Origin of the sequence: Maridesulfovibrio sp., assembly GCF_963677005.1 — a bacterium.
Classification (GTDB): domain Bacteria; phylum Desulfobacterota; class Desulfovibrionia; order Desulfovibrionales; family Desulfovibrionaceae; genus Maridesulfovibrio.
Map to the genome: position 1 here is coordinate 704,152 of NZ_OY781616.1, position 18,335 is coordinate 722,486.

Annotated in this window: 17 protein-coding genes and 1 pseudogene; 9 read left to right on the top strand and 9 right to left on the bottom strand. The window is 48.9% G+C overall.

The genetic code is table 11. The features are described 5' to 3' along the window. Positions 1-15: 15 nt before the first annotated feature. Positions 16-228 (bottom strand): annotated as a pseudogene (locus ACKU4E_RS03190) (LysR family transcriptional regulator); the annotation flags it as partial. Between the two features lie 101 nt (positions 229-329). Between ACKU4E_RS03190 and ACKU4E_RS03195 the strand changes: the two are divergent. The 3 genes from ACKU4E_RS03195 (at position 330) to ACKU4E_RS03205 (ending at position 2,951) form a co-directional block, all read left to right on the top strand. Beyond that, positions 330-1,226 (top strand): AEC family transporter, encoded by an 897-nt coding sequence (locus ACKU4E_RS03195; RefSeq protein WP_320169643.1) that lies wholly within the window; start codon positions 330-332, stop codon positions 1,224-1,226. Positions 1,227-1,341: 115 nt separating this feature from the next. Then, the gene (locus ACKU4E_RS03200) at positions 1,342-2,304 is read left to right on the top strand and encodes an FCD domain-containing protein (RefSeq protein ID WP_320169644.1); all 963 of its coding nucleotides are present in this window, start codon (positions 1,342-1,344) and stop codon (positions 2,302-2,304) included. A 125-nt stretch (positions 2,305-2,429) separates the two neighbouring features. Next, on the top strand, positions 2,430-2,951 hold the full coding sequence (locus tag ACKU4E_RS03205) for a type 1 glutamine amidotransferase domain-containing protein (protein ID WP_320169645.1): 522 nt from the start codon (positions 2,430-2,432) through the stop codon (positions 2,949-2,951). A gap of 241 nt (positions 2,952-3,192) precedes the next feature. Here ACKU4E_RS03205 and ACKU4E_RS03210 read toward each other — a convergent pair whose 3' ends face one another. Beyond that, entirely contained in the window at positions 3,193-3,624 is a 432-nt protein-coding gene (locus tag ACKU4E_RS03210) for an ACT domain-containing protein (RefSeq protein WP_320169646.1), read from the bottom strand. Positions 3,625-3,652: 28 nt separating this feature from the next. After that, the gene (locus ACKU4E_RS03215) at positions 3,653-4,960 is read right to left on the bottom strand and encodes a phenylacetate--CoA ligase (protein ID WP_320169647.1); all 1,308 of its coding nucleotides are present in this window, start codon (positions 4,958-4,960) and stop codon (positions 3,653-3,655) included. A 496-nt stretch (positions 4,961-5,456) separates the two neighbouring features. On the opposite strand from ACKU4E_RS03215, the gene rsfS reads away from it, so the two are divergent. The 3 genes from rsfS to ACKU4E_RS03230 are packed head-to-tail and all read left to right on the top strand — an operon-like array spanning position 5,457 to position 7,643. Next, positions 5,457-5,843 carry a ribosome silencing factor gene (gene rsfS / locus ACKU4E_RS03220; RefSeq protein ID WP_320169648.1) on the top strand — a complete coding sequence of 129 codons (387 nt, stop codon included), beginning with the start codon at positions 5,457-5,459 and terminating at the stop codon, positions 5,841-5,843. Between the two features lie 22 nt (positions 5,844-5,865). Then, positions 5,866-7,401, top strand: a complete 1,536-nt coding sequence (gpmI, locus tag ACKU4E_RS03225) for a 2,3-bisphosphoglycerate-independent phosphoglycerate mutase (RefSeq protein WP_320169649.1) — start codon at positions 5,866-5,868, stop codon at positions 7,399-7,401. Then, the gene (locus ACKU4E_RS03230) at positions 7,401-7,643 is read left to right on the top strand and encodes a hypothetical protein (protein ID WP_320169650.1); all 243 of its coding nucleotides are present in this window, start codon (positions 7,401-7,403) and stop codon (positions 7,641-7,643) included. The genes gpmI and ACKU4E_RS03230 overlap by 1 nt, the downstream gene beginning before the upstream one ends. Before the next feature lie 127 nt (positions 7,644-7,770). Here the strand turns inward: ACKU4E_RS03230 and ACKU4E_RS03235 are convergent, their stop codons facing one another. Continuing rightward, entirely contained in the window at positions 7,771-8,523 is a 753-nt protein-coding gene (locus tag ACKU4E_RS03235) for a pseudouridine synthase (protein ID WP_320169651.1), read from the bottom strand. A 189-nt stretch (positions 8,524-8,712) separates the two neighbouring features. Beyond that, complete coding sequence (gene yedF / locus ACKU4E_RS03240; RefSeq protein WP_320169652.1) at positions 8,713-9,333, bottom strand: sulfurtransferase-like selenium metabolism protein YedF; 621 nt, start codon at positions 9,331-9,333, stop codon at positions 8,713-8,715. A 230-nt stretch (positions 9,334-9,563) separates the two neighbouring features. Here yedF and ACKU4E_RS03245 point away from each other — a divergent pair, with 230 nt between their 5' ends. Next, positions 9,564-11,285, top strand: coding sequence for an ABC transporter transmembrane domain-containing protein (locus ACKU4E_RS03245; protein ID WP_320172610.1), 1,722 nt, complete (start codon positions 9,564-9,566; stop codon positions 11,283-11,285). After that, a complete protein-coding gene (locus ACKU4E_RS03250; RefSeq protein ID WP_320169653.1) occupies positions 11,285-11,926 on the top strand; it encodes a lysophospholipid acyltransferase family protein in 642 nt (213 codons plus the stop codon). The genes ACKU4E_RS03245 and ACKU4E_RS03250 overlap by 1 nt, the downstream gene beginning before the upstream one ends. 260 nt (positions 11,927-12,186) lie before the next feature. Here the strand turns inward: ACKU4E_RS03250 and ACKU4E_RS03255 are convergent, their stop codons facing one another. Continuing rightward, positions 12,187-14,625, bottom strand: a complete 2,439-nt coding sequence (locus ACKU4E_RS03255) for a methyl-accepting chemotaxis protein (protein WP_320169654.1) — start codon at positions 14,623-14,625, stop codon at positions 12,187-12,189. A 294-nt stretch (positions 14,626-14,919) separates the two neighbouring features. On the opposite strand from ACKU4E_RS03255, the gene ACKU4E_RS03260 reads away from it, so the two are divergent. Then, complete coding sequence (locus ACKU4E_RS03260) at positions 14,920-15,684, top strand: HD-GYP domain-containing protein (RefSeq protein WP_320169655.1); 765 nt, start codon at positions 14,920-14,922, stop codon at positions 15,682-15,684. On the opposite strand, the gene ACKU4E_RS03265 is transcribed toward ACKU4E_RS03260, so the two are convergent. Genes ACKU4E_RS03265 through ACKU4E_RS03275 form a run of 3 tightly spaced genes read right to left on the bottom strand, consistent with a single transcriptional unit; the run spans position 15,634 to position 18,209 of the window. Further along, positions 15,634-16,521 carry an amino acid ABC transporter permease gene (locus tag ACKU4E_RS03265; protein ID WP_320169656.1) on the bottom strand — a complete coding sequence of 296 codons (888 nt, stop codon included), beginning with the start codon at positions 16,519-16,521 and terminating at the stop codon, positions 15,634-15,636. The genes ACKU4E_RS03260 and ACKU4E_RS03265 overlap by 51 nt on opposite strands. Before the next feature lie 7 nt (positions 16,522-16,528). Continuing rightward, the gene (locus tag ACKU4E_RS03270) at positions 16,529-17,362 is read right to left on the bottom strand and encodes a transporter substrate-binding domain-containing protein (RefSeq protein WP_320169657.1); all 834 of its coding nucleotides are present in this window, start codon (positions 17,360-17,362) and stop codon (positions 16,529-16,531) included. Positions 17,363-17,390: 28 nt separating this feature from the next. Next, positions 17,391-18,209 carry an amino acid ABC transporter permease gene (locus tag ACKU4E_RS03275; RefSeq protein ID WP_320169658.1) on the bottom strand — a complete coding sequence of 273 codons (819 nt, stop codon included), beginning with the start codon at positions 18,207-18,209 and terminating at the stop codon, positions 17,391-17,393. Positions 18,210-18,335: the final 126 nt, after the last annotated feature.

Sequence of the window (18,335 nt, forward strand, 5' to 3'; positions counted from 1 at the left end):
TTTTTCTCCCGCCGGAGTCAGAATACATCCTCTTTCTGTTCTGGCGAATAGATCTACCTCCAGCGCTTTTTCTAATGCAGATATTCTCCGCGATACCGTGCTGTGAGTAACCTGAAGCTGTTTTGCGGCTGCAACAAATGAATTATTTCTGCTTACTGAAAGAAAAAATTGAATATCATTCCAGTTCATTTCAAAACTTTCCCCTTTATATCTGTGTCCGCTTTGCATTTATGCACATCTGATGCGTAACAATTCGCGTTGACTGATTATTTTTGTTTATCTAACTTTTCTGAAATCAATTGACCACTTAATTTTCGGGACATCTGAATATGGAAAAATTTTTTATTATCAGTCTGTTTGTTGGGTTGGGAGCTGTTTTCAAACGTTTTAAATCCTTCCCGGAACAGACTCCGCAAGTACTCAATATGGTTGCTCTATATGCGGCATTGCCGGCTGTAATTCTTCTTAAGATCCCAACTCTCCATTTTTCGCGTGAAATGGTTATCCCTGCGACAATCCCATGGCTTATGCTGATTATTTCAGTATTGCTGGTGTTATGGGGAGAAAAGGTTTTCAGGTGGTCTAAGGAAGCCTCCGCTGTTCTTTTGCTTGTAGTTCCAATTGGGAATACCGCCTTCATGGGGGTCCCCATGGTTACGGCTTTCTTCGGGGAGGCAGGCATTCCTCATCTGATAGTTTATGATCAGTTAGGAACAATGTTAATTTTTGCTGTTTATGGTTCTGTTGTTTTATCCATATACAGCAATAGATCGAAATTGAAATTCCGGCAGATTGTTATAAAATCAATCCTTTTTCCTCCAACCCTGGCATTGATCGTCGGTCTTGCAATGCATTCAAGGCAATATCCGGAATTAATCGCTGTTCTTTTGAATAATTTGTCCGGAATACTTACTCCATTGGTAATGATCGCAATCGGTTTTCAGCTTAAAATCCGTTTAAGTCCTGGTGTAATCTGTCCTTTGCTTTTCGGCTTGGCCGTCAAGTTGATAGTAGCACCGGGTGTAGCACTTATTGGATGCAATCTTGTCGGAATTACGGGTCTTTCTGTAAAAGTGTCTATTTTCGAGGCAGGAATGCCGCCAATGGTTACATCAGGAGCACTGGCTATAGCAGTCGGTCTGCTTCCGGAGTTGGCTGCGGCCACCGTAAGTACAGGCATGGTATTGTCTTTTTTTACATTGCCCTTGTTGTTTTTGATTTTATAGCTCACATTTAATATGTAACATTTTCGGTGTTAAGTATGATGTGCTGCTGAAATAGAACAGGTTATGCTTCATTTTAACTGAATCTATTTTATTCTACTTTCAATGGTGGGTAACTATGAAGATTTCTTTGACTCCGGAACTTGAAGAAATAATCAGAAAGAAAGTCGCTACAGGCCAGTATCTGGATGAAAGTGAGGTTATTCGTGAGTCTTTGCGGTTCAAGTTAGCCCATGATGATTTAGTCCACAGAATTGATTTAACAGGTGTGCAACATTCCTTTTATCTGAAAAGTCCATCTACTCCATCATCCGTACGGACTGATTCGGTACGGGCTGGAATGACACAGCATTCTGCTCCGAATGTCGGTTTGCAGGAAGAGAATGGCAGATCCGAATCAGACTATGTTTTCAGCCTTCTGCGTGAGAATATTTATCGAGGAGAATTGAAACCGGGTGAACTGCTTATTGGCGCGGATAGAATTGCAGAATTAATGGAAGTGTCATTGCAATCCGTTGACGAGGCAATAAGTCTGCTGGTCGAAGCTGGTTTTCTGGAAGAACGGAAAAACAATGAATTCTATGTAATGCCGTTCGAAATACAAAACAGCACTAATCTGTTTTCCGCCGTCATTACTCCACAGAAGTCTTCGTTGGATGAACTTTTGGAAGTTCGGCTCGGATTGGAAACATATGGAGTCGGGCTTGCTGTAGAAAGGGCGGATATGCGGGATGTCCAATATATGAAAGAGGCCCTGAATGAACTGACCATGGGACGTCCGGACAAAAAGAAAGCGCAGGAAGCCGATATTAAATTTCATATGGGAATTGCATTTGCTTCACATAATCTTGTTCATATTGACTTGATACGACGTTTCTACGACTATATGTTTCACAGTATAAGCACACTGCATGAATTACTTTATGAAGAACCGCACAATCTTAAAATAATAGATCAACACCATTTTAAAATTTTGGATGCTATTACAGGAAGAGATAAAAAGAGTGCTGAGCGTTACATGCTGCAGCATATTCTTTTTTTGAAGTCTTTTATTCGTGATAAGTATTTAGGCGGGCAGTAAGCTAAGCTTATTAATAATTTAACAGCTGAGTGTCTGATTCGCAAATTTAAGTTTTATGGAAAATCAGGACAACGTCTCGGCAACCACGGATGTTCTCCGGTTATTAGAATTGAATGGAGGTTCGGATGAAAATGAAAGGACTTCGAGTATTGATGTTTGTGGATCATGTTTTCGAGGACATGGAACTTCTGTACCCTTATTATCGGCTGATCGAGGAAGGAGCAGAAGTTGTCGTTGCCGGTCCTGAGGCCGGTGTGGTCTACAAGGGCAAGAACGGATATCCTTTCCGTTCCACGGCAGCTATTGCGGATCAGCAGGCGGAGGATTTCGATCTTCTTGTGATCGCAGGAGGCTTTGCTCCGGACAAGCTTCGGCGTGATCCCAAGGTCCTGCAGCTCACACGGGATATACATGAGGCAGGCAAGGTTGTCGCGCATATCTGCCACGGTGGCTGGATTCCTATTTCCGCCGGCATAATGAAAGGTTTTACCTGCACCTCCACTCCCGGCATCAAGGACGATCTTGTCAATGCAGGAGCCACATGGGTCGATGAGGAGGTTGTGGTCGACCGGAATCAGGTTTCGTCCCGTAAGCCCGATGATCTTCCGGCTTTCTGTCGGGAAATTGTTAGACTTGCCGTCAAGTAAAGAGAGTGTTCCGGGGGCGCAAGGCTGTCGACAGACCGTTGATGTGTTTTTGCCGTCGGGTATATTCTCGAAGAAGTAAGCTCTGTGTTGCAGCAAAGAAAACGGCTGAAACTTATATAAGCTTCAGCCGTTTTTTCGTCAGGGTGCATTGAGCTGCCTGCAGTATTTTCTTGGAGAGTTAGAGCGCGCCGGAAGTCTTCCCGGATAGCTCGTTTTCTTAAAGCTGGCAGAGCTCGTTTTCTTAAAGTTGGCAGAGCTCGTCGCTGGGGATCATTTTAATGTTTTTCGCAGTGAGCAGTTCGATTGCCTGGTCGGTGCGGTCAAAGCGGAATATGATAACCGCGTTGCTGCCGGACTGATGCACAAAGGCATACATGTATTCTACGTTTATTCCCGATCCGCGCAGCATTTCCAGCAGGTTGTGCAGTCCGCCGGGCTGATCGTTGACAACAACGGCCACAACGGAAGTCTTTCCTACGGTGAATCCTGCTTCCTTGAGCACTGCCTGCGCTTTTTCAAAGTCGGAGACTATGAGTCTGAGAATGCCGAAGTCGGAAGTATCGGCAAGAGACAGGGCCCGGATATTTACCTTGTTTTCGCTGAGCAGTCTGGTTACTTCGGCCAGTCTTCCGGCGCGGTTTTCGAGAAATATGGATAGCTGGTCACATTTCATGTTGTTTCCTCGCTTTTGATAGGTTCAACTACTGGTTCTGATTACGTAGATCAATAATTCTCTTGGCCTTACCTGCCGAACGCTCAATGGACTTGGGTTCCACAAGTTTGATGCGGGCGGTTACTCCAAGGAATTCTTTGATATTTCTTTGTATCTTGCTTTCGAGTCTCTGTAAATTTTTAATTTCATCGGAGAATACCGACCCGTCGATTTCAACATTGACAGTAAGAATGTCAAGGTTGCCGTCACGTTCAACCACTAGCTGGTAATGAGGCGAAAGTCCTTCGGTCTCGATGATGATGGATTCGATCTGGGACGGGAATACGTTTACACCGCGGATGATCAGCATATCATCGCTTCTGCCGGTTATTCTCTGCATGCGTGCGAATGTTCTGCCGCAGCGGCAGGCAGTGTAGTTAAGTTTGGTAAGGTCGCGGGTGCGGTAGCGGATGAGCGGAATTCCTTCCTTGGTCAGGGTGGTTATTACCAGTTCGCCGACCTCACCGGGAGCTACAGGATCACCTGTTTCCGGATTGATTACTTCCGGCAGGAAGTGGTCTTCCATTATGTGCAGTCCGTCCTGTGCTTCGGCACATTCCATGGCCACGCCGGGGCCCATTATTTCCGACAGTCCGTAGATGTCGAGGGCTTTGATATCCAGCTTGGCCTCAATGTCCTTGCGCATGGAATCCGTCCAGGGTTCGGCACCGAATACGCCTATTTTGAGCGGCAGTTCACGGAAATCAATGCCCATTTCCTTGCCTGTCTCATAGAGATACAGAGCGTAGGATGGGGTACAGCAGATTACTGTTGCCCCGAAATCCTTGAGCAGCATGACCTGACGTCTGGTTCCGCCGCCGGATACTGGAATTATTGTAGCGCCCAGAGCTTCCGCTCCGTAATGGGCACCGAGACCGCCGGTGAAGAGACCGTAGCCGTATGCATTGTGGATGCTGTCTTCGGAAGTGGCTCCGGCAAGGGCGAATGAACGGGCCATCATATTTGCCCAGTTGGCTATGTCGCGTTTGGTGTACCCGACAACGGTGGCTTTACCTGTAGTCCCGGAGGAGGAGTGGATACGGACGATGTTTTCCTTGGAAACGGCAAACAGTCCGAAGGGGTAGTGGTTGCGCAGATCCTGTTTTTCCGTAAAGGGAAGTCTTTTGATGTCCGCCAGGGATTTGATGTCTCCCGGCTCTATTCCGCGTTCCTTGAATTTGCGGTTGTAGAAGGGAACGTTGGCGTAAACGCGTTCACAAAGACTTTTGAGCCTTCTGAGCTGCAGCTCTTCAAGCTCTTCCCTCGGCATGGTTTCTTTCTCAACATCGAAGATCATTGCGCGCCTCCTGGTATCTAATCTCCGGTACCGGTTTTTGCTGTTAATAAAAAAGGCCACGGGGTTTGCCCGTGGCCCGGAAAACTCTCAACAGTGCGTATGTCCATAACCACGAGCAGACTATATTTCAGTCTTGAAAAAGAAAAAAAAGAAAAAGGTAAAAAAATCGTGGTTGAACATGACAGAGTTTATTGCACAGCAGTCTTCCCGGAGTCAAGAATTTCGTTGACCGGGATCGAATATGTTCTTAAACGAAAATTGTTTTCGGAATTGAAAATCAGCGGGAAATCATTTATACATTGATTGCCTAGCTGACGTAAATTCTCTATATAATCATGTTGTACGGTGGGCACAGTGTGAAGGGATGTTGCCTGCAGCCGTGACGGACGGCTGCTGAACAGGGATTTTTTCCTTTATCCTTCCGGAAGCCCGCTTTTAATTTCTGGGCGGGACTTCAATTCGAAGTGACCGGTTAAATATAATTTATTTAAAGAGAATGAAAACCAAAGCTAAAAAGTTCAAACAGATCGCAACTAAGGACAAGGTTCAGCTTGTTGCTGAATGGCTGGATGAGAAACAGGCAAACGATATCACAGCAGTAGACGTGCAGGGCATCTGCCCCATCGCCGAAGTAGTGATGGTGGCCGGAGCAAAGGGGATAAGACATTCCCAGGCCCTTGCCGATTTTGTTCTGGAAAAGCTTTCCGAGGAAAATATCGAGTATCTCGGTATGGAGGGCTACAAGTCCGGGGATTGGATCCTGCTCGATCTGAACGATATCATCGTGCATATTTTTCAGGCTGATAACCGTAAATTTTATAATGTGGAAGGTCTCTGGTCTGAAGGGACTGAAATGGAACTAAACTTAACTCCGCAGGAATGATCCTGCGCATAGGTAAGCAAACATGTCGCAACAACCCGTAGCCCCGACACTGCTGCTGATTCTTGATGGTTGGGGTATTGCTCCCGCAGGTAAAGGAAACGCCGTAACTCTGGCCGACACGCCCGTTCTTGACGGACTGCTGGCCGATTGTCCGAATACCCGGCTCAAATGCTCCGGCAGGGCGGTGGGTCTTCCGGACGGCTTCATGGGCAACTCGGAAGTCGGGCATACCAACATCGGAGCCGGGCGCGTTGTATATCAGGACATGACCCGTATCGACATCGCCATTGAAAAATCGGAACTGGCGGCTGATCCTGCCATTGCCGGTCTTATGGATAAAGTAAAGGCCGGCAGCGGACGGCTGCATTATATGGGGCTTCTCTCCGACGGCGGGGTGCACTCCCACATCAATCACCTGTTCGCGCTGATCGAGGTGGCCAGGGATGCCGGGGTGCCGGAGATTTACGTGCACGCCTTCATGGACGGGCGCGATACTTCGCCGACAAGCGGAAAGGATTACATGCGCCAGTTGCAGGACAGGATGTCCGCGATCGGAGCAGGGAAGGTCGCTTCCATTTCCGGCCGTTATTACTCCATGGACCGCGACAAGCATTACGAGCGCAATGAACTTTCCTACAAGGCGCTGGTGCTTGGTGAAGGCGGCGAGATTTCCGATCCGGTCAAAGGCATTGAAGAGGCTTACGCCGTCGGGGAAACCGACGAGTTCATAAAACCTCGTCTGGTTGCCGGTGTCGACGGGCTGATCAAGGACGGGGACGGTGTTTTCTTCTTCAACTTCCGTGCGGATCGTGCCCGCCAGTTGTGCCGGGTTCTTGCTTTCAGCGATTTTACAGAATTTGATCGCCCGAAGGTTCCCGCTCTGTGCGGTTTCGTGACCATGACTCAGTATGAGGGCGATTTTCCTTTTGAAACAGCGTTTCCTCCGCTATCCATAGTCAATCCCATCGGTGAAGTGGTTTCCGGAAAAGGCTTGAAGCAGCTGCGCATTGCCGAAACCGAGAAATATGCCCACGTGACCTACTTCATGAACGGCGGGCGCGAGGAACCTTTCCCCAATGAGGACAGGATTCTGGTCCCGTCTCCGCGTGAGGTGGCCACCTATGACCAGAAACCCCAGATGAGTGCCGAAGAGGTGACTGATAAACTCATAGCCGCTCTTCCGGAATATCCCATGTGCATCTGCAACCTCGCCAATCTGGATATGGTCGGCCATTCCGGCATAATTCCGGCTGCGATCAAGGCCTGTGAAACAGTTGATCGCTGCGTGGGCAGGATAGTGGAAGCTGTTGCAAAACTCGGTGGTTCGGTTTTTCTTACCGCCGACCACGGCAATGCCGAGGAAATGATTGATGCCAACGGCGGTCCGCAGACTGCGCACAGCCTCAACAAGGTTCCTCTGGTATTTATCGGAGAATCCTTCAAGGGGACAACTCCTGTTGAAGGAGCCCTCTGCGATATAGCCCCGACCATTCTGTCCCACATGGGAATAGAGATTCCCGCAGAAATGACCGGTAAAAATCTGTTGGAGAACAGTTAATGTCCGAAAGCCATAAACCTTTGTCCCCGGTAAAGCCGAGCGGGATGGAGATAATCTTCATGTTCCCCTGTCCCTATTGCGGCAGGGAGGTTCCGTACATTGCCCCCACTCAGCCGGCGATGGCTCAGTGTGACGCCTGCAGAAAAACGTTTCCGATCGTCCCGGTGGATGAAAAGGTGATCAGGTTCTACAAGGTGATGCTTGCCAACGGCCCGGCTGCCGTTGACCCGGATTTCTTTTAATCTGAATCGATTGGTTTGCGGCCGGGTAGCCGGCTGAAATCAAAACGCCACAATACAAAAGCCCCGCAGGAAAGTTTTGTTCCTGCGGGGCTTTTGTCGTTCTTCTCTCCGGACGGGAAGATAAAACTTATTTCATCTTCAGGTCCTGTTTCAGTTCGGCGAGTTCTTTTTTGCTTAGTTCCCGCCATTTGCCGCGTTTCAGTCCGCCGAGTTCAAGGCGACCCTGACGAACCCTTTGCAGCCGCAGGATGGTTTTATCAAAATCCCCGAACATGCGCCGGATCTGGCGGTTTACGCCCTGGATCAGAACCATCTCGTAAGTTGTGGTGTCCCCGACTTCCGCAGCCTTGCTGATTTTTACCGGAGCAAGGAGTTCTCCGTTTTCAAGGCACATTCCGGCTTTCATGATCGATATTTCATTCTGGCTCAGGCTACCTCGTATTGTCACGCGGTAGACTTTGGGAAGGTGCCAGGAAGGGTGAGTCATCCGGTTGCAGAGTTCGCCGTCCGTTGTGAGCAGAAGCAGCCCTTCCGAATAGAAATCCAGTCTGCCGACCGAAAAGACTCTTTTCCTGATCAGTTCCGGCGGGAGCAGGTCCATGACAGTCTTGCGTCCCTGAGGGTCTTTGGCAGTGGTAACGACCTCAACCGGCTTATGCAGGATGATGTAAACGTCTCCTGAGCTGCTGTCGTTCTTGACCAAAGTGCCGTTGACCTCGACCTTGTCATGGTCGGGATCCACCTGTATTCCCGGGGAATCAGCCAATGTTCCGTTAACGGTTACTTTTCCCTGCTGGACCAGTTCATCCGCTCCCCTGCGGGAAGCGATTCCTGCCGAGGCTATGAATTTGTTTAGACGGACGGTTGTTTTTTCTGCCATAGTTCCGGTAGTTGATTAAAATTTATGGAATATTTCGCGTTTCAGCGGGTGAGCATATACGGATGTTACACTTCGGTTGCATTGGGCGAAAGATGATTTTTGTATAAACGCGAAAAACACTAAAAAATAACGCCGGAAGGCCGACCCTTCCGGCGTGCGATATATTTCAGGTAGCCCTTGTGAGGGTCTTTAAGCTTTAATTACTTTGCTGGCAAGCTGGAGGGAAGTGACAACGTCGAGCATGTTTGTGGTTTCACCGACCTGTTTTTGTTCAAGCAGGTTGAAGTGGTCGAGACAGGTGCCGCAGACAAGAATGGATACACCGGATTTTTCCAGTTCCTGCAGTTTTTCAAGGCAGGGGTTGCCTTCGGCTGCCAGTTTAACCGCGCCGTTGACCATGATGATTCGCCACAGGTCTTCGCCCAGCTCCGAAAGGGTTGCGATAAAATTGAACATCAGTTTGCCGCCGAGTTCGTCATCGCCTTTTCCCAGAAACTCACTGTCGATGAAGACCAGGGTCTTGCTGCCGATTTTCGAAAGTTCTTCGTCACTCATTATGACGCATTCTTCGCATTCTGCGGGAGTATCCGCAGAACCCGACAGCTTGCCGCTGACAATGAACAGGGCTCCGTCCTGTACGGATTCAACTTCGTAGCCTTTGGTTCCCATAAAGCGGGAAACATTTTGTCTGGCCGCTTCGTTATCAACTGTGACTTCTATGGAATCAGGGTGTTCGGATTCTATTGCATTCTTGCATTTTAGCACCGGCTGCGGACAGGGCAGCCCCTTGCAATCGAGTTTTACTGACATTTGTATGTCCTCCTGTCACGATTAGAATCACAGTGCGGACGGTGCGGTCAAATTGATAAACAAAATCTATAAAAGTTTGATTGATAGCTACCGTCTATCCTAAGCTAATAGTTGCTTGCGGTGAAACCAAATGAGAAGTAAGGAAAAGACGCAATCAGCTTGAAGACATAAATAAGGAGTATATCTTGCCTAAAGGCGAAAAATATAACTATTTGAAAAACAAGCATCTTATGTGGAGATGTCTGTCTTATTTCTCTCCCTACAAGTTCAGGATATTCATAGCATTTGTTTCCATGGCGGTTGTTGCAGCCGCTACGGCCGCCACAGCATATCTGATTCAGCCCGCCATGGACGATATTTTTATAAACAAGGATCGTGAAGCATTGATGATCGTGCCGGTAGCCTTTGTGCTGGTTATGCTTATCAAGGGTGTATTCAGGTTTTTACAGACTTATCTCATGAATACCGCCGGGTTGCTGGTTCTGGAAAAATTGCGCAACGATCTGTTCGAAAAGATCATCTGTCTGCCCATGGGCTTTTTCGAAGAAAGCCAGGTCGGCATGCTTATGTCCAGAATTCTAAACGATGTCATGGAAATTCGGCAGAGCCTTCCTTCGTTCATCATGATGATCAGGGAGGTTGTGACCATTATCGGGCTGATCGGGCTGGTTTTTTACCGCGATCCGTATCTGGCCTTTTTTGCGGTTCTGGTTCTGCCACTGGCTATTTTTCCGTTTTTTTATTTCGGCAGAAAACTGCGCAAGCTCGGGCGCAAGAATCAGGTCAAAATTTCAGATATAAACGCGCTTTTGCAGGAGTCTTTCAGCGGTGTAAAGGTCATCAAGGCCTTTGCCAACGAGAAGCGTGAATCCGGGCGGTTCGAAGAAGAAAACGGTCGTCTGGTGAAGATTGCCATAAAGCAGGTGCTGCATTCGGAACTGTCCTCACGGGTGATGGAAATAGTCGGAGCCTTCGGTATCGGGTTGGTGCTCTGGTACGGCGGTAAGGAAGTCATTGAAGGGCATTCCACTCCGGGTACCTTCTTTTCGTTTATCGCCGCACTGATCATGCTGTATGAGCCGGTCAAGAAAATCAATAACGCCAACCTGACCATTCAGCGTGCTTTTGCCGGTGCGGAGAGGGTTTTCGAAATTCTTGATTCAGAGGAGATAAATACCGAAAAGGGCGGAAACCTTGAGCTTGAACTTCCCTTCCGCAGCCTTGAGATCAACAACCTTACATTCAAATATCCTTCTTCGGAACAGCCGGTCCTTGAGGACATCAACCTTGTGGTGAACGCAGGCCAGAAGGTGGCAATTGTCGGTCACAGCGGATCGGGCAAGACAACTCTGGTCAACCTCATTCCCAGATTTTACGACAGCCGGAATGGCAGCATAACTCTTAACGGAAAACCTCTGAACGAGTATTCGCTTAAGTCGTTGCGCTTGAATATAGGAATGGTTTCACAGGATACGTTTCTGTTCAATGCCACTGTGCGTGAGAACATCGCCTATGTTGACAGCAGTTCTTCATTTGAAAGTGTAAAGAAGGCCGCAGACACAGCCTTTGCACACGATTTCATAGAAAAGCTGCCCGAAGGTTATGAGACAATGGTCGGGGAGCGCGGAGTAAGGCTTTCCGGCGGTCAGAAGCAACGTCTGACCATTGCGCGGGCACTGCTCAAGAACCCCTCGCTCCTTATTCTGGATGAAGCCACAAGTGCTCTGGATACCGAAGCAGAAAGGATCGTGCAACTGGCCCTCGAAAACCTGATGAAGGACCGCACCAGCATAGTCATTGCTCACAGGCTTTCTACCGTTCTTTCCGCCGATATGATTCTGGTTATGGAAAAAGGACGTATCGTGGATAGAGGTACTCATCGGGAACTGCTCGAAACATCGAGTTTATACCAGAAACTTTACAACATGCAGTTTCAGGATACCCAGAAGTAATGAAGATCAGGATCGACCCCGGAAAACTGGCGGCACCGGCCGCTTTTCTGTATCGCTGCTGGGTGAAGTCCATGCGTTTTGAAGTGCGGGGATATGAAAATATCACCGGGCTTGTGGACAAAAAACATCCGGTCATGCTGGCCTTGTGGCACAACGAGTTGTTCAGCCTGATAGGTCTCGGATACCTCAAGAAACTGCCGCTGGTAACCATGGCCAGCGACAGCAAGGACGGTCAGATCATTACTGATGTTCTGGAAAGAATAGGCTACGAAGTAGCGCGCGGTTCCTCCACCAGAGGCGGTTTGAAGGCCATGCTCGGTGTTGCCCGCATCATGCGCCGGGACGGGAAAATCGGAGCCATTACCATGGACGGTCCGAAAGGACCGAGGCATAAGGTCAAGCCCGGAATTCTGGCTATAGCCCAGAAAACCGGGGCCGCCATTATCCCCATGCGGGCCATGCCGTCTGCTCCGTTTGTCTTCAGTCGTTCCTGGGATCGTTTTGAGCTTCCTAAACCGTTCTTTCGCTGCAGGGTCAATCTTGGGGTTCCATTTTATGTAACCGACAGCAAACTTGATGACGAAGTGCTGGAAAGTGAAGCCGCACGGCTGGAGCGGGTTATGGAGAGCATGGCTTCCTGACGTATTTATGTCTTGATATTTAATCAAAGAACTCCCTGTACCGCTAGCGGTACAGGGAGTTCTGTTTATGTTTTTATTGCCCTTATGCAGGCATGTTAAACAATTAGGGTTTCCAAAGGGGATTATCCCCTTTGGCCGCCGGTGGCGAAATCAAATTAACAAAAGCGCGAAGCGCATCGAATTCAGTCTATTAATTGCTTTTGGCTTTAGCTGGGACAATAGCCGTATTTTATCTATTTTACTGTAGTCGGTGTCCGGTTTTACAGTCCACCGGCGGAGCTCAGGGTTTCGATGAGTTTTTCCAGTTCCTGTGCGGTTCTTGCCAGACTGGTGATCGAGTCCGCAGAGTCGCGCATATCGTCTCTTGTGTTGCCTGCCAGCATTTTCAGGTCTTCGACTGATGAGTGAATCTGATCATGAGCAGAGGACTGATGGTCTGTTGCATCTGCTATGCGCTGAATTTCAGCCGCGGTATCTCCCGACATTTCCGAGATTTCCTTGAAGGCTCCTACCGACTGCCGCACAAGTCCGCTGGCGTGTTCAACCGCCTGAACCGTCATGTCCGTATTTTCTATGTTGGCTTTGGCAGAACTCTGGATGCTTTTGATTGCACTTTCCACTTCCCGGGTTGACTGCATGGTTTTCTCGGCCAATTTGCGCACTTCGTCCGCAACAACGGCGAATCCGCGTCCTGCTTCTCCGGCTCGGGCGGCTTCAATTGCGGCATTGAGCGCCAGCAGGTTGGTCTGGTCCGCAATGTCGTTGATAACCCCGATTATGCCGCCGATAGACTCGCTGTGCTTTCCGAGCGTGCTCATGTTTTCCTTGACCACGTCCGAGAGCGATTGCAGCTGGTTTATGGCAATGCTGGTTTCCGTCATTGTTTCCATTCCGTTTTCTGCCTTGGCACGGGTGTCCAGAGCCTGTCTGGCCGCTGTTTCGGCATTGGCAGCAGAATGCATGAGGCTCTGGTTCATTTCCGTAATGGCCTGGGACGATGATTCAATGCGGTCGAACTGACGGTGGGTATTGTCTGAAACCTGTTCCACTTTGGCTTCTATTTCCGAGGCTCCGTTGGTAAGGTAACGGGAGATGGTCCTTGCCTTTTCCGTTATTTCCACCATGACCCTGTTCTGATCGCTTATTTTGGCTTCATTGGCTTTTATGCCGGTCAGGTCCATAACTATGGCGAATCCGCCGATCAGTTGTCCGTCAAGATCGTACAAGGGGGCCGCGTCTATGCGGACATCCCTGTAATTGCCTTTGAGGGTTTTCCAGCGCCGTTCCACATTTAAAACCGGGACTTTATCTTCCAGACATGTGGTCAGGATTCCACGCTGCCCCGGAGGGGCCTGCAGCAGTTCCTTGACCGGTCTGCCCACCCAGTTCTGACAGGAAGTTCCGCTTTCAAGCAGTTCGCAGAGCGCTTCGTTGAGATAGGATATTTTGGCATCGGTATCGGAAATAAGGCACGGGACAGTCATGCCGTCCAGCATTCCCTGAGAGAACCCCAGTTTGTTTTTGAGCTCTCCGACCATGACCTGTATCCCGTCTGCAAGTTTTTTTATTTCACTTTTGAATTTACCCTGCAGTTCGGCCTTGAAGTCGCCTGCGGCAATGCTGCTGACAAATTCTTCTATGTTCCTGATAGGCCTGATTATGGCTTTGTTAAGGAAAAACAGGGTGGTGACAACAACTATTATTGCGGTCAATGCTGAAATTATCAATGCGGCAAGCCTGAGGCTGCTGACAGCCAGAAAGGCCTCCTGTTCTTTGATTTCCGAGATCAAGGCCCATCTTGCTTTTCCGATTTGAATCGGCGTGTATGCTGTGAGCATTTTTTCGCCGTCTTTACCCGGCATAATCGCTGTGCCGGTTTTACCCTCCAGGGCCAACTGTACTGCCTGGGATTTGACCATTCCTTTCTTTGGATTTGAAAAGGAGGTTTTTACGGAACGGAAAAGCGGGTAGAGCTCGGAGTCCGAACGCATAAGAAAATCCGCACCGACAAGATATGATTCGCCTGTTTTGCCCATGCCGCTTCTGAGAGTCATGATGGAATTTATTTCCTTCAATGGAATGCGCAGGGCAACGACCCCCTGAATATCCCCGGCGTGAGAATGAACAGGGGCGCATACGAATGCTGCCGGTTCATTGTTCAGGGGTGCGTAGGGCTCGAAATCGGCAAAGACAACTTCTCCCTTCACCGCTTTTCTGAAGGCTCTTGCCAGACTGGAGTTTTTATATTTTCCTTTTTTGAGGTCCGCTCCGAGATCATTTCCTTTTTTAAATGTATAAAGAACCCTTCCATAATCATTTATGAGCAGTGCATCATCATATCCCAACGTTGTGACGAACGGTTTGAAGGGAGCGGAAGCGTAACCGTGCAGTTCTTTGTACTCATCGGAGTCCACATCAAGTCTTTTTCCGGGAATTTCATTATCCATGACATATTCACCGATCAGCCCGATTGTATTGTATATTTCCTTGACGTTTGAAAACAGGGTTACTTCATTGAACCATTTTTCTACCAGGTCATGCAGGTTTTTGTCTTTTGAGTCCCGCACGGATTCCAACTGTCCGAAAGCCTGGGCGGAAAGAGCGTCTGAGGCAAGCTCTACACTGAATGATCCCACTATGATCAGCGGGATCAAACCTATTGCAACACAGAACGTGATCAATTTTAATTTTAGCGACATGCCATTATCCTCCTGGGCTTTTGCTCAGGGAACGTTATGTGTGCAGGGTCTCCGGAAGGTGTCGGCTTTGTTAAGATTGTGTGTACTTATCGCCGTGTTTTTAGAAAAATCGTTGTTTTAAGCCAATTCAGATTATGAAGGTGTGGTTTTGTATTTATTTTATAACAGATTTTGGCTCCAACTTTTACTATGCTTATAGCTTTATTTTTAGGATATTGACATTGAAATTCAAATTCAATAGTGTTGCCGCACCAGTCCAATTAATTTTACCGATAAAGCAATAGCGGGGTATCATTGAATATATCTAACAATCTCAGCGAGCAGGATGACGAGGTAAATAGATCCTGCCGAGTCAGCGTAACTGTGCACCAGTTTGCTGAATCACTCGGCAACGCCATTGACGCCAAGGACCCGTATACCTGTTCTCATTCGGAAGAAGTGGCAGTAATTTCAAAGCATATTGGAAACAGTCTGGGGCTCGGAAAGGAGCGGTGCGAACTGCTGCACATTGCCGGGCACCTGCATGATATCGGAAAAATAGGAATTCCCGATTCAATTCTGCAAAAGAAAGGCAGGTTGACGGCGGAGGAGTTTACACTGATACAACGGCATCCGCAGATCGGAGCGGATATAGTTGCCCCGGTTACCTTGCTGCCGGGCATTGATGTTATTGCCGGGTCCATACTGCACCATCACGAGCGGTTTGACGGGGCCGGTTATCCTGCCGGGCTTAAAGGGGAACAGATCCCTTTTGAAGCAAGGATAATAGCTGTTGCGGATACTCTTTCCGCAATGGCCGGTAATCGTCCCTATCGTCAGGCCCGATCCTTTTCAGAAATTGTGACTGAAATAAAGAATTGTTCCGGTTCCCAGTTCGACCCGGAGGTGGTCAGCGGTTTTTTAGGTGTGGCGGAAACAGTGGAGGATTACCTCCGGAAAAGTTCGGAAGCAGCATGCGAAGATTCAAATTATCTTTTACAGGCCGCTGACAGCGGTGCCGCCTGCCGGTCAACGGTTTCTGTGCCTGTTCATGCGTTTTTCCAGAGCACGGACAGCTAGGGAGCACGGGAAAGTCAGCAGGAAGTACATGATTATCACTACAGTCCATATTTCGAATGTTCTGTATGTGGCGGACATCAGCTCCTGCCCGGAAAAGGTAAGTTCCTGAATTGAGATGACAGATACGATGGACGAATCCTTGATGGTGGATATGAACTGTCCTGCCAGCGGCGGAAGGGAGCGGGAAAACGCCTGTGGAAGTATTATATGCAGCAGTTGTTCCCGGCGGTTGAACCCCAGTGCGGACGATGCCTCCCATTGTCCTTGTTCCACTGATTCTATTCCTGCGCGTACTATTTCCGTAATGTACGCCCCTTCAAACAGCGACATGGTTATCACTCCGGACAGGAAGGAGGGAAGCTGTTCCGCCGGTCCGGCGAGCAGGGTCAGCAACGGAAAGTCGCTGTCGTCAATTGTATAGGAGAGGTCTGTAATGCCGCTCGCCTGCATGATCTGATCTCCCAGAAAATAGTAGAAGATGAATATCAGCACCAGTGGCGGGATATTGCGGATCAGTCCTACATAGGCCCCTGAAATCATGCGCAGCAGCGGCCGGGTGCTGACCCTCCATATCCCCATGAGCGTTCCGAGGATGAGGGCGAGTAATATCGACCAGACGGAGAGGCGCAGGGTTACAATCAGGCCGAGGGTAAGGAGTCCCGGTTCCCATTGTCCTGTTCCCGGATTTTTCATGATTATATAACCGGGGATAGCGAACCAGTTCCAGTTGTAGGTCAGGCCGTCGGCAAGCCTGGTGAAAATCCAGAATAATCCTCCCATGACGGCTGCCAGAAGCAGCACGTCAAGGGAGGTGATCCTTTTGGGTGAAATGCGCATTCAGCTGTTATTCCACCAGAGATTTCCATTCATCGGTTTTGAACCAATAGTTGAAGCGGGCTTCGAGCCAGCCTTCGGAATTGGTTACTTTTATCCAGTTGTTGAGGAAGTTGAGGAAATCGGGGTCGCCCTTGCGAACGGCGAAGCCGATGGGTTCCTTGGTGAAATCAGCCTGAAGCGGCAGGTAGAGTTGCTTCGGGTATTTTTTTACCAGATTTTCAGGCAGGGGGTTGGAAGCCACCAGACAGGCTGATTTGCCGTTCAGCAGTTCCTGAATGGAGGCGGATTCATCACTGAATTTGAGCAGTTTGGCCTTGGGCAGAAAGTTGGCTGCGGCCTTTTCCGCTGTGGTGCCGAGCCGCACCGAGACCGTAACGGATTCATTGTTGAAATCTTTCAGGTCGGATTTGTCCGGCGCCACTTTTCTGCTGGCTACAATGGACATGCCTGTAAATTCGTAGGGATCGGAAAAGTTTACCTTGAGGTTGCGCTGCGGGGTGATTCCCATGCCGCCGATGATGATATCGAATTTACCGGTAAGCAGGGCGGGGATGATTCCATCCCATTTGGTGGGTATGAAACGTATTTTTACGCCCATATCCGTGGCAATTCTTCTGGCTACGTCTATTTCGAATCCAATGAATTCTCCGTTCTTGCCCTTCATGGCCCATGGTTTGAATGTGGAGAATCCAACTCTCAGAACCTTGTTTTTCAGTACCGTTTCCAGGGTACTCTCCTGAGAAAGGGATGTTCTTACATCTCCTGCCCAGACAGCGGACGAAAGCCCCATGATCATGACCATGGCTGTTATGCCGATGGTTACTGTTCTCCATAAAGTCATTGTCTCCTCCGGTTGGTTGAAGTTTCGTTTACCACCTGCTTTTGAACTTCGAGGCCGCCTTGTCCAGTGACCACGAAAGAAGCAGTGTTATGCACAGATATATGGCTGCAACTGTAAACCAGATTTCGAAAGTCATAAAAGTATCGGATATGATGGATTGGCCCTGCATTGTGAGGTCGTAGATGGCGATTGTGCTTACCAGAGCCGAATCCTTGACCAGTGAGATGGCCTGTCCTGCCAGGGGAGGGGCTATTCTGGCCAGTGCCTGAGGTAGAATTATGTTTACGTAGGCGAATTTGCGGTCGCCGCCCAGACTGTAGGCCGCCTCCCATTGTCCCCGGTCGATGGAGGTTATCCCGGCCCTGAAAATTTCGGAGGAATATGCGCCCTCAAAAAGACTGAGTGAGATGACAGCCGTCCAGAACCCGTCCATTTCGAGAGCCGGGGCGATTACGAAATAAATGAAAAACAGCTGAATCAGCAGCGGTGTGTTTCGGATGGATTCAAGATAGGCGCGGGCAATGATTCTGCCCGCAAATGATCCGGACAGTCGCAGCAGGGCGGTTCCCAGCCCTATGATGAAGGTCAGCACAAAACTTGCTGCTGTTATCTGCAGTGTGACTCCAAGCCCCTTGAGCAGAAGGCCGGGACGCACTCCTTCATCTGTGACACTGATGATGAATTCCGGAACACGGAACCATTGCCAGTTGTATCCGAGTTTTTGTGTGCCGTTGTACAGGAACAGGCCTAAAGCGCACAGCAGTATGGCAAACAGCAGGCTGTCCAATATGAATAGTGTCTTTTTACCCTTTTCCGGAAAGGGAGGTCCGCCATGAAACATGGTCATATTGTTACTATGTATTTGATGATAAATCTACACGGTTGATGCGGCGTTGTGTGACCGTGCGGATTATATTGCAGTTGAGTATGAAAACAGTATTCTGCATTAAATCCCCTCCGCCACAATGTGCCG